The following is an 11,996-nucleotide window of genomic DNA, read 5'->3' on the forward strand; positions in this document are numbered from 1 at the left end:
TTCACGCAGTGGGCCGGAGGCCGTAGCCGGCGCCGCCGGTCACCAGGATGCGGCGGCGGCCGGCGAGCAGGGCGGAGACGACGGGTGGGCTGGCGGTGGGCATGGGGTTGCTCCTGGCGCAGGCTCCTGCATCCAGGGGTTCAAGGTCTCCACTCCCGTTGGGGCGAAATGCCGCAGGTTGCGCGTCACCACCGTGAGGCCCCGTTCCAGCGCGGTGGCGGCAATCAGCAGATCAGCACCGTCATGGCCGATCTCCGCCGAGAGCAGCCCCCAGCGGCGCGCCACCCCCACATCCACTGGCAGCAGCCGATCGCCATACAGCCGCAACAATTGATCCAGCCATTCAGCCAGCTGCGAGGCAAATGCAGCATCGCTCGAGCGCTTGCGGGCGATGCCGCACTCGATCTCTGCGATGCTCACCACGCTCAGAAAACAATCCTCCTGCCGCTGGCTGCTGATCCAGGCCACCACGCCCGGATCGCGCTGGCGCAATCGCAACTCGGAAAGCACCATCGTGTCGATCAGATACACGGAAACTCCCTTGGCGCCAGTGGCAACCGCTCGAAGACCTCGTCGTCTTGCGGCATCTGCAACAGCAACTCGCCCAGCGATGGCGCGCTGGCCCGCTCGAGGCGCTGCAACCGCGCGTACTCCTCGGCGGAGAGCACCACGCTCACCCATTTGCCGCGGCGGGTCACCCTCTGGGGCTCTCCCCGGGCCGCCGCATCCACCACCGCGCTGAAACGATTTTTGGCGTCCTGCAAAGTCCACGTAGCATCCATGGCAAAGCTGGCTAGCTGATCTGTCTAGCTTAATGGCAGCGCTCCCAAGGCCGCCCCCAAGAGTTGGCGCAGGGCCTGGCCGAGCTGGCCGGCGGCGCCGGTGAGCAGCACCCTCATGCCTCAGTGAGCTCCATTGGAGTCAGCGCTGAGAGATCCAGGCGACGACGGGCCTGCCAGAGGTCATGGCTGTCCTGCAGCATCAACCAGCTTTCAGCGCTGCGCCCCAGCACCCGCGAGAGCCTCAGCGCCATATCGGGTGAAACCCGGCTTTTGCCCGCAATCAGCCGCTGAAGGGTGGATGCAGACACATCCAACCGCTCAGCCACCTGCCGCATCGAAAGTCCACAAGGCTCCAGATAAACCCCCTCGATGAATTCCCCAGGGTGGGGAGGATTGTGCATCTGGGTCAGGTGATTAGGTGTCATCAGTGGTAATCCTCGAAATCCAGATCGAACACGTGGCCATCGCGGAAGGCAAACGTCATCCGCCAGTTGCCGTTCACCCAGATCGACCATCGGCCCTTGTCTGCTCCCTTGAGCAGATGCAGGCGATAGCCCGGCAAATCCATGTCTTCGATCTGGGTTGCTGAGTGCAGCGCTGCAAGTTGCAGCCGCAGCTTGCGCGCCAGTGATGCCTGAATTCCTGCGGTGCTGTCGGTTTCGAAAAACTGGCGCAGCCCCTTGTGCCGGAAATCCTGGATCACCAGCCCCACTCAGCCAACCCAAATCGTAGCCCGTTGCGCAACGGGCGGCACTGGTTTCGCGTGGCGTCACGCAAGCAACGTCCACGGTGGCAAGTCAGGGCTGCCTAAAAGTCTTACCAAGCCTCGCTCCCTGGCGTCCCCGGTCCTCACAGCGCCAGCATCCGGGAGATGTCATGGGCGAGTTCCTGCTGGCCGGCATGAACCGAGCGGTACCCAGCCCGGCGCAACAGGTTCATCACCACCGTACGCAGGAAGGAGAACAGCGGTGCACCGACCCGGTTGGCGTAGCGATGGGCGTCCTCGCCCAGCTGAACGTCGCGGACCCAAGGCCACTCGTTCTCAATACTCCAGCGCTGGCGCACCAGTCGTAGTAACGCGTTTGGGGCGGTGCGGAGGCTCGTGAGGAAGGTGTGGGTTGGCGTGACCTGCTTTCCTTTGCGGGTACCGGTAGTGATCACCTCTACGATCCAGCTGCAACCGGGCCAGTTCGTCTTGATGTGATCCGGCGCCTCTTTGGCCCTCAGCGTCCAGGTGGTGTCACGGCCATGCCGTTTCTCGTCATCCGTTGCTGTGAAAGGGATCTTGCGCATGCCCTGGAACTGGCTGCGGATCTGGCGGTGCAGGATCTTTTGGTTGCCCTACTCCTTCGGAGAAGGCTGCGCCTACGGCCTGAATCAGCACACCATCGAGATCCAGGCTGCTCAGCAGTTCCTTGAGGGCAGCGCGCTCGTTGGATTCGGTGGTGTCGTAGGCCTTCTGCGCCAGGGCGACGCCGATGGCCCGGGCCTACACCGTGACCTGGGCGACATTGACGCAGTCGGCCGGAGGCCGTAGCGGTGACCACCCTCTTCTGTCTCGATCGCAGAGCCGCGCAGGGTCTTGCCATCGCACACCAGCTGGTCCACACCCTCGGCGCCACCTGGGATCTGACGGATCATCCAGGCCTGTAGCAGCTGGCCGTAGCCCACGGCTTCTGCGAAGCAGTACTCCCGCAGATGGGCTTTGTTGTAGCCGTCAGGCTTCCGCGCAGCGGTACAGGTAGAGGAAGGTGGCATCCGAGGGCCAGCGCTGATAGTCCAGCCCCAGCGCCTGGTTGAGCGCTTCCCGGTGTCGGCGGGCAAAGCGCTCCAGATCCCGTGAACTGCGGCAGCCGCTGAGGATCCCCAGTACCGCAACCAACAGCAAGAACCACTGCGGGTAGCGCACACCGCGCCGGAAGCGTCCATCGGGAATGACCTTGGGAAAGCTGATCAGATCATTCGGAGCGCTCTGATCCGCTGTGGCGTTTTGGGATTCGGGCATGGAGGGCAACCAATCCCACCGACCGAAACCCATGCTGACAGCACCGCCAAGAGCTACGCGGACGGACTTTTAGGCGGCCCTGCCCAGGGCCCACACACTTCACCAACTACCCCCAGCTGCTGGAACAACTCAGCAACCGCGGCGTTCTCATCCTCGATCCCGGTCAGCACGACATCCGGGCCTTGCCAATGCCTTGCTCGCGCCTGATGGAAGAGGCCCCCCTCAGTCAAAGCCTGGCGGACACGTCGACGCCCAGGGGGACACCGCCGACAAGCGCGAACCCACCGCCAGCGGGAACACCAGCAGAGCCCAGACCCCCAGCAGGATCAGCTCTGCGGACAGCTGGAGCGGCCAGGCGGTGATCGCCACCAGACCACCCAGATAGAGGAACCACCACAGGCCCTGGCGCAGGTTCAGCGGTGCGTGGGTCTGAACTGCCTCACTGTGGTGTTCATGCTGCCGGCCCCGCAGAGCCAGCAGCACGAAGCCGATGGCCGGCAGCAGCACGATCAGCACCGCGCCCCGCAGAGAGGTGGTGCCGCACCAGCTGATCGCCCAGGTGGCCAGCACGAAGGCCAGCGGACACCAGAGCCTGGCCCAGGGCAGGCGGTAGGGCCGGAAGCGGTCAGGGAGCTGGAGGCGCAGGGCGGCCAGGCTGACCGGTCCCATGGCCAGAGCGATCACCAGGGTGGCGGTGAGCAGGCTTACCACGCTCTGCCAGCCGGGGCCCAGCAGCAGCAGGCCGATCCCCAGGGCCAGGCTGATCAGCAAAGCCACCGACGGCACCGCCTGGCGATTGATCCGGCCGAGCACGTTGGGCAGCAGCCCGCAGCGGCCCATCATCCAGCCGACGCGCGACGCGGCCCCCATGTAGGCCATGGCGGTGGCTGTGGGCGACACCACCGCATCCAGGAGCAGAAGCCGGCCGACCCAGCCCAGGCCCAACCCCAGGGCCAGGGCCACCAGGGGCCCGCCGTGGGCGCTGAGGCGGAGCCTGGCCCAACCGTCGGTGAGCTGATCGGGTGGCACCGCCACCAGAAAGGCCAGTTGCAGCAGCAGGTAGATCAGCAGCGAGAGGCCCAGGCCCAGGGCCATGGCGATCGGCACGGTGCGCTGCGGTTGGCGGGCTTCTCCGGCCAGATCCATGGCCGTGCGAAAGCCCAGCAGTGAAAACAGAATGCCGCCGCTGCTGATCGCCCGCACCATGCCCTCCAGGGTTGTTCCCACCGGCTGGGCCAGGGGCACCAGGTTGCCCCAGTGGCCGGACATCAGCATCAGGGTGATCGAGACGACCAGGGGCACCACCAGCTTCCAGCTGGTGAGGCCGTCGATCCAGCGGGCCAGCCAGCCCACGCCGGCCAGGTTGATCCAGGCCAGCAGCACCAGCAGCAGGCTGGCCAGGGCCAGGCCGGCGCCGCTGAGCACCTGGCCGGCACCTCCATCGGCGGTGAGCCAGGGGGCACTGCTGGCCAGATACTGCATCACCGCCATCACCTCGATGCTGGGCAGGGCCAGATAGGAGACCCAGGCGCACCAGCCGCCGATGAAGCCGGCGGTGCGGCCGTGGCTGAGCAGGGGGATCTGGGCCAGGGCGCCGGAACTGGTCACCAGGGCCCCGAGTTCGGCAAACACCAGGGCCAGGGCGAAGGCCAGCAGCCCGCCCAGCAGCCAGGCGCCGAGGGCGGCCGGTCCGGCGAAGCGTGCGGCATAGAACGGCGCGAACAGCCAGCCCGATCCGATCGTGCTGGTCACCACCGCCAGGGTCATCGAGCGGAGGCCGAGCTGGCGGGAGAGGCCGGTGTCGCGCATCGACGGGCTGGGAGCAGCGGGGCTGCGGCCATTCTGCTGGCGGATGGGTCGCCTGGTGCCTCATCAGTCGATCAGGAGTCGTTCTGATCCAATGCCCGGCTGAGATTCGATCAGATCGATTGCGTCCAAGCTGGGGAATACCAGCCGGATTGATTATTGTTACTCTTGACAACTATAAAGCGCCAAAAGCAATTCGGCCGGCTTACTTCCACCTGCAGTGGCATCTCCGATCCCCAGGCGCGAGCCCGTTGTCGTGTATTCGCTGCCCACCGGCACCAGGAAGCCTGGTTGGAGCGGTTGGCCTTCGCTCCTGGGGCTGAACGGGCTGCCGAGATTCAGTTCTGGAGCGGCATCTTTCCGGTGAGCTGGCGGCAGCTGCCCAACGCTGCGCTGCTCGCCGGGTATCGCCTCGATCGCCAGGGCCAGCTGCTGCTGGATCACCGCCGCCACGATCCAGGCTCCAAAACCATCCTCGGCCGCACCGAAGCTTTCGATGGTGTTCGTCTGGTGGCTTGGCTGTGCGAACAGCCGGCCACGGCCCGGCACATCCTCGGTCGGTGCTGGCGGCAGCGGATCGGCCCTCTGCCCTCTGCCCGCTGCCCGCTGCTGGCAGTCACGTGGCCAATCCGTGAAACCACGGATGTGTGCGCTCATGATACAGACGTACTATCAGTAGATCGATTTTGGTTTGCCGTCGCTACGCTCATGGCAGAGAACGAAGCATCAATTTCCTCGGCTCAGCCCGATCCGTTTCCTTTCCTTGATCGCGCCGGTTCTGCCTCCCTTGTCGGCGGCTGCCTGGTCGTTCTGATCACGTTCTTTACCTCCTACAGCCATGTCGATCTCCTCGGGATCCACTTCAGCGTCAATCAGCAAATCGGAATTCCTGTCCTCCTTGCCGCCGTGGCGGCGCTGGTTGGCGAAGTTAAACTGGCATCCAACGATCGATGCGCAGATCAGGGCGCTCGAGAGCGAGAGGCGAGAGCTCGAGAGCGAGAAGCGAGAGCTCGAGAGCGAGAGGCGAACGAAGCTGCTCGAGAAAGAGATCGCGCTGCTCGAGAAAGAGAACGAGCAGCTCGCCGATCTCGAATCCAGGCTCGATGCCTTGTTGCTCAGTGCCGATTCCTCCTCTCAGACACCGCCCTCAACCGGTTCCAGCTGAGTGAAGCCTTGGCCGTGTTGATGGAAGAGATCAAGCCGTCTGAATCCTGAGGCTGCTTGACGTCTGTCGAAACGGTAAACACGATCAACAACCGGCGTCGTTCGCTGTTCTATCCCGGCCCCGACACCCCCCGGAGCGTGGCACTGTCAGCCGCCAGGAGATGGCTGCTGCAAAACGGACTAGGAACGATCTGCAGATGGCATGACGGCCTTGCGATGGATGTCACAACCGTATCCCCCAGGTTCCAGGTCGTGATTCCCAAGCGGGTCTGCGAACAGTTTGGCCTCAGGGCTCGGCCGATCCTTCAGGTGATCGCCTTGCCGGGGCGCGTCACCTTCTGTTTGCAGGGCCCAGATGGCCTCCATCAGTCAGTCCATGATCCAGCCAACCGGCGCGGAAGGTTACGGGTGGACTTGCGGCCACCCCTAACCTCTGCAATGGTTCAATCCGCTACCAACAGGCCGCCACAATGCCGAAAACCGCTCTGATCACGGGCATCTCCGGCCAGGACGGTTCCTACCTCGCCGAGCTGCTGCTGGAGAAGGGCTACGTGGTGCATGGCATCAAGCGGCGGGCCAGCAGCTTGAACACACAGCGGATCGATCACCTGTATCAGGATCCCCACGAAAGTGATCCCCGCCTGGTGCTGCACTACGGCGACCTCACCGATTCCACCAATCTGATCCGGATCGTGCAGCAGGTGCAGCCCGATGAGATCTACAACCTGGGCGCCCAGAGCCATGTGGCAGTGAGCTTCGAGAGCCCGGAATACACCGCCAACAGCGATGCGCTGGGCACGCTGCGCGTCCTCGAGGCCGTGAGGATTCTGGGGCTCTCGGAAAAAACACGCATCTACCAAGCGAGCACCAGCGAGCTCTACGGCCTGGTTCAGGAAATCCCCCAGAAAGAAACCACGCCATTTTATCCGCGCAGCCCCTATGGGGTGGCCAAGCTCTATGCCTACTGGATCACGGTGAACTACCGCGAGGCCTATGGGATGTATGCCTGTAACGGTATCCTCTTCAACCACGAAAGCCCAAGGCGCGGTGAAACCTTCGTGACCCGCAAGATCACCCGCGGCCTGGCTCGCATTGATGCCGGCCTCGACGACTGCCTGTTCATGGGCAACCTGGATTCGCTGCGCGACTGGGGCCACGCCAGGGATTATGTGGAGATGCAGTGGCGGATGCTGCAGCAAGACGGCCCCCCCGAAGATTTCGTGATTGCCACCGGCCGCCAGGAGAGCGTGCGCCGCTTCATTGAGCTGGCGGCAGCTCAGCTGGGTTGGGGCGGCATCGAATGGAGCGGTGAGGGGCTGCAGGAGCAGGGCCGCCGCGCCGGCAGCAACGAGGTGGTGGTGCGGATCGACCCGCGCTACTTCCGCCCAGCCGAGGTGGAAACGCTGCTGGGAGATCCCAGCAAGGCGCGCGAGAAGCTGGGCTGGACGCCCACCACCACCCTGGAGGAACTGGTGGCCGAGATGGTGGCGGCAGACAAGGAAGAGGCCAAGAAAGAGGCGCTGCTGCGGCTCAAGGGCTTCAAGGTGGTGGGCTCGATGGAGAACCCGCCCACCAATCCCCACGCCGTGGAGCGGGCGCGGGGAGGGCTGGATCAACGCTCAACAGGGTGAGGGTCTCCAGCTCGGCCTGGCCTGGCCAGATGGCACCCGAGAAATCTGACCATTATTATGGTCTGAAGCGATGAGGCTGCGCCATGACTCAGGTCGTACCCCTGTCCGACGCGAAGGCGCGACTGGCAGGTCTTGTGCAGGCAGCGGAAGCGGGGCAGGTGGTGCACATCTCCAGGCACGGCAAGCCCGTAGCGGTGCTGCTCTCCGAGCAGGCCTACAGCACACTGCATCACCTGCAGACAAGCCAGGCCCCCGGGAAGGCCATCCTCAACTGGCGCATGGAGGGGCGAGCAGGTTGCCACGAGGATTGGCCGTTGCCATCCGATCCGTCAGCGGATCAGGAGGTTGCCTCGTGGCGGGATCGCGCCCCCGGCCGGCCCGTCGACCTGTCGTGAGAGTGCTGCTCGACACAAACGTGCTGTCGGAGCCCCTGCGGGAGCACCCCAACCCGTTGGTGGTGGAACAGCTCCAGGATGGTAGGCATCAGTTGCATACGGCCAGTGTGGTGATCCATGAGCTGGCCTACGGCGTCCAGCGCCTATCGGCGGGGAGGAAACGACAGCGGCTGGCCGCGTATCTCGATGCCCTGCTGGAGTCGGGATTGCAGGTGCTGCCGTATGACGGCCGGGCAGCGCTCTGGCATGGGCAGCAACGCGCGCAGCTGGAGGCTGAAGGCCGGCGACCTGCCTTCGCCGACGGGCAGATTGCCGCGATTGCAGCCACGAACGATCTGGTGATGGTGACCCGCAACCTCAGCGATTTCGCTGATTTCCAAGGACTGCAACTCCTCGACTGGTTTTCCAAGCCATGAGCAACACTTCCACCACACCCTTGATCAACCCCAGCGATCGCATCTTCGTGGCGGGCCACCGGGGCATGGCCGGCAGCGCCATCTGCCGTGCCCTGCAGCGGGGGGGCTATGACCACATCCTCACCGCCACGCGCCAGGAGCTGGACCTGGAGGATGCCGTTGCGGTGCGCACCTGGTTCGAGGCGAACAGGCCCGAGGTGGTGGTGCTGGCGGCCGCGAAGGTGGGCGGGATCTACGCGAACGACACCTACCCCGCTGACTTCCTGCTGCAGAACCTGAAGATCCAGAACAACGTGATCGAGAGCGCCTGGCGCAGCGGCACGCGGCGGCTGCTGTTCCTGGGCAGCAGCTGCATCTATCCGCGCAACTGCCCGCAGCCGATCAAGGAGGAGGTTCTGCTCACGGGCCCGCTGGAGCCCACCAATGAGTGGTATGCCATCGCCAAGATCACCGGCATCAAGCTGTGTGCGGCGCTGCGCAAGCAATACGGCTTCGATGCGATCAGCCTGATGCCCACCAATCTCTATGGGCCCGGCGACAACTATCACCCCACCCACAGCCACGTGATGGCCGCCCTGATCCGCCGCTTCCATGAGGCCAGGGAAGCCGGTGCGCCAAGTGTGACCTGCTGGGGCAGCGGCACGCCGCTGCGGGAATTCCTGCATGCGGATGATCTGGGAGAGGCCTGCGTGCATGCGCTGGAGCACTACAGCCCCGATCCGAGCGAGCCGGTGCAGCACCTGAACGTGGGCACCGGGGTAGACCTGACGATCCGGGAGCTGGCTGAGCGGGTGGCCCGAACGGTGGGCTACACGGGCGAAATCCTCTGGGATTCGAGTCAACCTGACGGCACGCCGAAAAAGCAGCTGGATGTGTGCCGATTTGCAGCCTATGGCTGGAGGGCCAGGATTTCATTGAGCGAAGGTCTGGCCTCCACATATCAAGCCTTCAAGGCGGCCCATGGTCCCCTTGAAAGACAAGCACGTCCGTCGGCCCCAGCCAGATGAAAAACCTCATGGACGCTCATCTCAGAGAACGAACCGCCGGTTAGAAAGCACCGGTGAGGCCTCCTTTGTTGCCGGTGTCCTGGTTGTCCTGATCACGTTTTTTAGCTCTTACAGCTTTTAGCTCTTACAGCCATGTCGAGCTTCCCTGGATCCACTACAACGTCAACCAGCAAATCGGAATTGCTGTCGTGTTTGTCGCCGTGGCGGCGCTGGTTGGCGTAGACGAAGTATTCTCAGCCACCTCGCCGTTCCCACAGCTTGAACGGCTCGAAGCTCACGCTGATCCCGAATTCCTCGGCGAATTCCAGCACCCGGCACCAGGCCCTGTTCTCGCGCAGGATGCCCCGCAGAATCAACGGCGCCTGATCCCGCTGCAGGCCCATCTCGAACAGCGGCCAGCCCACCGAGGGCTGCACCTGGTTGTCCTGAAACGTGGGTGACACATCAAGGCTGCCGATCAGGATGCGTTGGCGGCTCACCTCCCACTCATAGGGAATCTCGTAGAGCTCCAGCAGATCAGCCGCCCGCGCCCACGACGTGCCATTGGCATCGATCTCCACCGCCAGCTCCTGATCGCGCGCCTCCATCGTGCTGGCGCGGCGGAAGCTCAGCCGCTCGGCTACCGCCGGTTTCGGTTCACTCAGGTGGCGGCGGATGCGCTGGCGCAGGTCATCACCACCGTTGGTCGGGCCGTTCTTGCGCAGCTGCAGAAAGTCCCAGCGCTCACCGCTGCCGCCCCAGATCACCGGGCCGTAGTTCTCATGCATCCAGCGGCCATCGCGGTTGGACGCCGCCTCCGCATGGGTCATCACCGCCTGGATCGTGATGGCATCAGCGCCCCAGCCCCAGCTGGTGGCAATCCGCGCCGCCTCCGCACACATCGCCTCCAGCTGAGCTTCGGTGGGGGGAATCGTCCAGGGATCAGGCTGGCCGCCCATGCAGGCGCACGACAGCGCCACCGAGTTGGTGTTGCGCCGCCAGGTGTGGGCCGGCAGGTCGAGGCTGTAGGCATGCAGCCGGTTCAGGCGGCCATCACCGCTGATGATCGTGTGGTACGTGCCCGAACGCACCCAGCTGTAGGGCGTGGCAGCCCAGTGCAGGTAAATCGTGGCCGGCATTCTTGAGCCGCATCAATCAACTCCGCTCCCAGCATGATCAGAACAGAGGTTCTTGGCAGGGCGTAACAGGCCAGGGGTTCGTGGTACAAGAGCCAGTACGTGCCTGCCTGTGCATGCCCCCCCAGCCCGCCTCGCCCCTTTGCACCAATCGCAAGGGGATCATCCTCGCCGGCGGTTCGGGCACTCGCCTTCATCCGATCACCCAGGCGGTGAGCAAGCAACTGCTGCCCGTTTACGACAAGCCAATGATCTACTACCCGCTCAGCACCCTGATGCTGGCCGGGGTCTCCGAGATCCTGATCATCTCCACCCCCCGTGATCTGCCCCAGTTCCAGGCGCTCCTCGGCGACGGTTCGGCCTGGGGTGTGTCCCTCTCCTACGCCGAGCAGCCCAGCCCCGATGGCCTCGCCCAGGCCTTCCTGATCGGTGCCGATTTTCTCGCCGGTCAGCCCGCCGCCCTGATCCTCGGCGACAACCTCTTCTATGGCGACGACCTCTCGCGCAACCTCCAGGCCGCCAACTCCCGCGCCAGCGGTGCCTCGGTGTTTGCCTACCGTGTCGCCGATCCCCAGCGCTATGGCGTCGTCAGCTTCGATGAGCAGCGGCGCGTGGTGTCCCTGGAGGAAAAACCGCTTCAGCCCGCCTCCAATTACGCCGTCACAGGGCTTTATTTCTATGACGCCGATGTGGTCGACCTGGCCCAGCAGGTGAAACCCTCCGCCCGCGGCGAGCTCGAGATCACCACCCTCAACCAGCTCTACCTCGATCGCGGCGACCTCTGCGTTGAACTGCTCGGCCGTGGCATGGCCTGGCTCGACACCGGCACCTGCGATTCCCTCCACGACGCCGGCAGCTACATCCGCACCCTCGAACACCGCCAGGGCCTCAAGATCGGCTGCCCCGAAGAGGTGGCCTGGCGCCAGGGCTGGATCAGCGCAACCCAACTCGAAGCCCTCGCTGCCCCCCTGCGCAAATCCGGCTACGGCACCTACCTCGAAGGCCTGCTGCAGGAGGGGTTCTGATGACGATCTCTACCGCTTCAGGCCAAGCGGCCGCCGGCCGCATCCGTTGCGGCGCGCAGTCGACGATCAAAGCTGGCCAGCCGGCCCCCCACACGCAGGCTGAGTTCCAGATAGGCGGCGTCATAAACGCTGAGCCGATGGCTCCGGGCCAGTGTCAACAACTGGATGCGAGAGCTGGTCAGTGGTTCTGGGTCCGTGTCGATCGGGAGGGCCCCCAAGCGCTCAAGAAAGGCTGTGCTCATGGTCTCTTGGATCACGCCTCGCCGCTCAGCCACCACCAAGGCATTGCCCACTTCCAAAATGATCCAAAAGCCGCTGGGCTTCCTCAGCTTCCATTGGGTTGTCCCGCTCGAAAATCCAGGCCAAGGCAGCCGAGGCATCCAGCACCACGGTCATGAACGACCTTCAGTCACAAAGGCAGCCACTGACCAATCGCTGATTCCCCGCACTCTTGGAAAGGCACGCATGGCTTCAGCCGCCGCCAGGCAGCTGGCTGCAGAGCCACCACCAGTGGGTACCAGATCGGCCACTGGCTTTCCCCTGACGGTGATGGTGAACCTTTCGCCCTTCTCCACGGCCCGTAGCAGCCGCGACAGCTGGGCTTTGGCCTCGAAAGCACCGATCGCTTTGGCCACGGGCTGCTCCTCTGA

General features: G+C 64.4%; 17 protein-coding genes. 6 read left to right on the plus strand and 11 right to left on the minus strand.

From position 1 onward, the window contains the following. Positions 1-39: 39 nt before the first annotated feature. From KQ304_RS11840 to KQ304_RS11870, 7 genes are all read right to left on the minus strand, one after another. Entirely contained in the window at positions 40-513 is a 474-nt protein-coding gene (locus tag KQ304_RS11840; RefSeq protein WP_259737267.1) for a type II toxin-antitoxin system VapC family toxin, read from the minus strand. Between the two features lie 8 nt (positions 514-521). Further along, the gene (locus tag KQ304_RS11845) at positions 522-782 is read right to left on the minus strand and encodes a type II toxin-antitoxin system Phd/YefM family antitoxin (protein WP_259737268.1); all 261 of its coding nucleotides are present in this window, start codon (positions 780-782) and stop codon (positions 522-524) included. Positions 783-895: 113 nt separating this feature from the next. Further along, positions 896-1,297 (minus strand): HigA family addiction module antitoxin, encoded by a 402-nt coding sequence (locus KQ304_RS11850; RefSeq protein WP_311133906.1) that lies wholly within the window; start codon positions 1,295-1,297, stop codon positions 896-898. Continuing rightward, on the minus strand, positions 1,207-1,494 hold the full coding sequence (locus KQ304_RS11855) for a type II toxin-antitoxin system RelE/ParE family toxin (protein ID WP_259737270.1): 288 nt from the start codon (positions 1,492-1,494) through the stop codon (positions 1,207-1,209). Before KQ304_RS11855 ends, KQ304_RS11850 begins: the two co-directional genes overlap by 91 nt. Before the next feature lie 137 nt (positions 1,495-1,631). Then, positions 1,632-2,111 carry an ISAs1 family transposase gene (locus KQ304_RS11860; protein WP_259737395.1) on the minus strand — a complete coding sequence of 160 codons (480 nt, stop codon included), beginning with the start codon at positions 2,109-2,111 and terminating at the stop codon, positions 1,632-1,634. Positions 2,112-2,499: 388 nt separating this feature from the next. Next, positions 2,500-2,787 carry a transposase family protein gene (locus KQ304_RS11865; protein ID WP_259737271.1) on the minus strand — a complete coding sequence of 96 codons (288 nt, stop codon included), beginning with the start codon at positions 2,785-2,787 and terminating at the stop codon, positions 2,500-2,502. A 222-nt stretch (positions 2,788-3,009) separates the two neighbouring features. Then, entirely contained in the window at positions 3,010-4,596 is a 1,587-nt protein-coding gene (locus tag KQ304_RS11870; RefSeq protein WP_259737272.1) for an APC family permease, read from the minus strand. 297 nt (positions 4,597-4,893) lie between these two features. Between KQ304_RS11870 and KQ304_RS11875 the strand changes: the two genes are divergently transcribed. The 5 genes from KQ304_RS11875 (at position 4,894) to KQ304_RS11895 (ending at position 9,206) form a co-directional block, all read left to right on the plus strand. Then, a complete protein-coding gene (locus KQ304_RS11875) occupies positions 4,894-5,808 on the plus strand; it encodes a DUF1800 domain-containing protein (RefSeq protein WP_259737273.1) in 915 nt (304 codons plus the stop codon). Between the two features lie 419 nt (positions 5,809-6,227). Next, entirely contained in the window at positions 6,228-7,388 is a 1,161-nt protein-coding gene (gene gmd / locus KQ304_RS11880; RefSeq protein WP_259737274.1) for a GDP-mannose 4,6-dehydratase, read from the plus strand. Positions 7,389-7,471: 83 nt separating this feature from the next. Beyond that, a complete protein-coding gene (locus KQ304_RS11885; protein WP_259737275.1) occupies positions 7,472-7,783 on the plus strand; it encodes a type II toxin-antitoxin system Phd/YefM family antitoxin in 312 nt (103 codons plus the stop codon). Continuing rightward, the gene (locus tag KQ304_RS11890) at positions 7,780-8,199 is read left to right on the plus strand and encodes a type II toxin-antitoxin system VapC family toxin (RefSeq protein ID WP_259737276.1); all 420 of its coding nucleotides are present in this window, start codon (positions 7,780-7,782) and stop codon (positions 8,197-8,199) included. The genes KQ304_RS11885 and KQ304_RS11890 overlap by 4 nt, the downstream gene beginning before the upstream one ends. Next, entirely contained in the window at positions 8,196-9,206 is a 1,011-nt protein-coding gene (locus KQ304_RS11895; RefSeq protein WP_259737277.1) for a GDP-L-fucose synthase, read from the plus strand. The genes KQ304_RS11890 and KQ304_RS11895 overlap by 4 nt, the downstream gene beginning before the upstream one ends. Before the next feature lie 233 nt (positions 9,207-9,439). On the opposite strand, the gene KQ304_RS11900 is transcribed toward KQ304_RS11895, so the two are convergent. Beyond that, positions 9,440-10,324 (minus strand): N-acetylmuramoyl-L-alanine amidase, encoded by an 885-nt coding sequence (locus KQ304_RS11900; protein ID WP_259737278.1) that lies wholly within the window; start codon positions 10,322-10,324, stop codon positions 9,440-9,442. 113 nt (positions 10,325-10,437) lie between these two features. On the opposite strand from KQ304_RS11900, the gene rfbA reads away from it, so the two are divergent. Continuing rightward, positions 10,438-11,346, plus strand: coding sequence for a glucose-1-phosphate thymidylyltransferase RfbA (rfbA, locus tag KQ304_RS11905; protein ID WP_259737279.1), 909 nt, complete (start codon positions 10,438-10,440; stop codon positions 11,344-11,346). Between the two features lie 17 nt (positions 11,347-11,363). On the opposite strand, the gene KQ304_RS11910 is transcribed toward rfbA, so the two are convergent. The 3 genes from KQ304_RS11910 to KQ304_RS11920 all read right to left on the minus strand — a co-directional run bounded on the left by KQ304_RS11910 (position 11,364) and on the right by KQ304_RS11920 (position 11,981). Continuing rightward, a complete protein-coding gene (locus tag KQ304_RS11910; RefSeq protein WP_259737280.1) occupies positions 11,364-11,504 on the minus strand; it encodes a hypothetical protein in 141 nt (46 codons plus the stop codon). 109 nt (positions 11,505-11,613) lie between these two features. Continuing rightward, positions 11,614-11,742: a hypothetical protein gene (locus tag KQ304_RS11915; RefSeq protein WP_259737281.1), complete on the minus strand. Its 129-nt coding sequence runs from the start codon at positions 11,740-11,742 to the stop codon at positions 11,614-11,616. Further along, on the minus strand, positions 11,739-11,981 hold the full coding sequence (locus KQ304_RS11920; protein ID WP_259737282.1) for a type II toxin-antitoxin system Phd/YefM family antitoxin: 243 nt from the start codon (positions 11,979-11,981) through the stop codon (positions 11,739-11,741). The genes KQ304_RS11915 and KQ304_RS11920 overlap by 4 nt, the downstream gene beginning before the upstream one ends. Positions 11,982-11,996: the final 15 nt, after the last annotated feature.

The organism is Synechococcus sp. CS-1329 (genome assembly GCF_025128055.1).
In the GTDB taxonomy this organism is placed as follows: domain Bacteria; phylum Cyanobacteriota; class Cyanobacteriia; order PCC-6307; family Cyanobiaceae; genus Regnicoccus_A.

Bases quoted from the DNA above. Each gene is read 5' to 3' on its own strand.
- KQ304_RS11840 (WP_259737267.1), bottom strand. From the start codon at position 513: ATGGTGCTTTCCGAGTTGCGATTGCGCCAGCGCGATCCGGGCGTGGTG.
- KQ304_RS11845 (WP_259737268.1), bottom strand. From the start codon at position 782: ATGGATGCTACGTGGACTTTGCAGGACGCCAAAAATCGTTTCAGCGCG.
- KQ304_RS11850 (WP_311133906.1), bottom strand. From the start codon at position 1,297: ATGGTCGATCTGGGTGAACGGCAACTGGCGGATGACGTTTGCCTTCCG.
- KQ304_RS11865 (WP_259737271.1), bottom strand. From the start codon at position 2,787: ATGCCCGAATCCCAAAACGCCACAGCGGATCAGAGCGCTCCGAATGAT.
- KQ304_RS11870 (WP_259737272.1), bottom strand. From the start codon at position 4,596: ATGCGCGACACCGGCCTCTCCCGCCAGCTCGGCCTCCGCTCGATGACC.
- gmd (WP_259737274.1), top strand. From the start codon at position 6,228: ATGCCGAAAACCGCTCTGATCACGGGCATCTCCGGCCAGGACGGTTCC.
- KQ304_RS11885 (WP_259737275.1), top strand. From the start codon at position 7,472: ATGACTCAGGTCGTACCCCTGTCCGACGCGAAGGCGCGACTGGCAGGT.
- KQ304_RS11895 (WP_259737277.1), top strand. From the start codon at position 8,196: ATGAGCAACACTTCCACCACACCCTTGATCAACCCCAGCGATCGCATC.
- KQ304_RS11900 (WP_259737278.1), bottom strand. From the start codon at position 10,324: ATGCCGGCCACGATTTACCTGCACTGGGCTGCCACGCCCTACAGCTGG.
- rfbA (WP_259737279.1), top strand. From the start codon at position 10,438: ATGCCCCCCCAGCCCGCCTCGCCCCTTTGCACCAATCGCAAGGGGATC.
- KQ304_RS11915 (WP_259737281.1), bottom strand. From the start codon at position 11,742: ATGACCGTGGTGCTGGATGCCTCGGCTGCCTTGGCCTGGATTTTCGAG.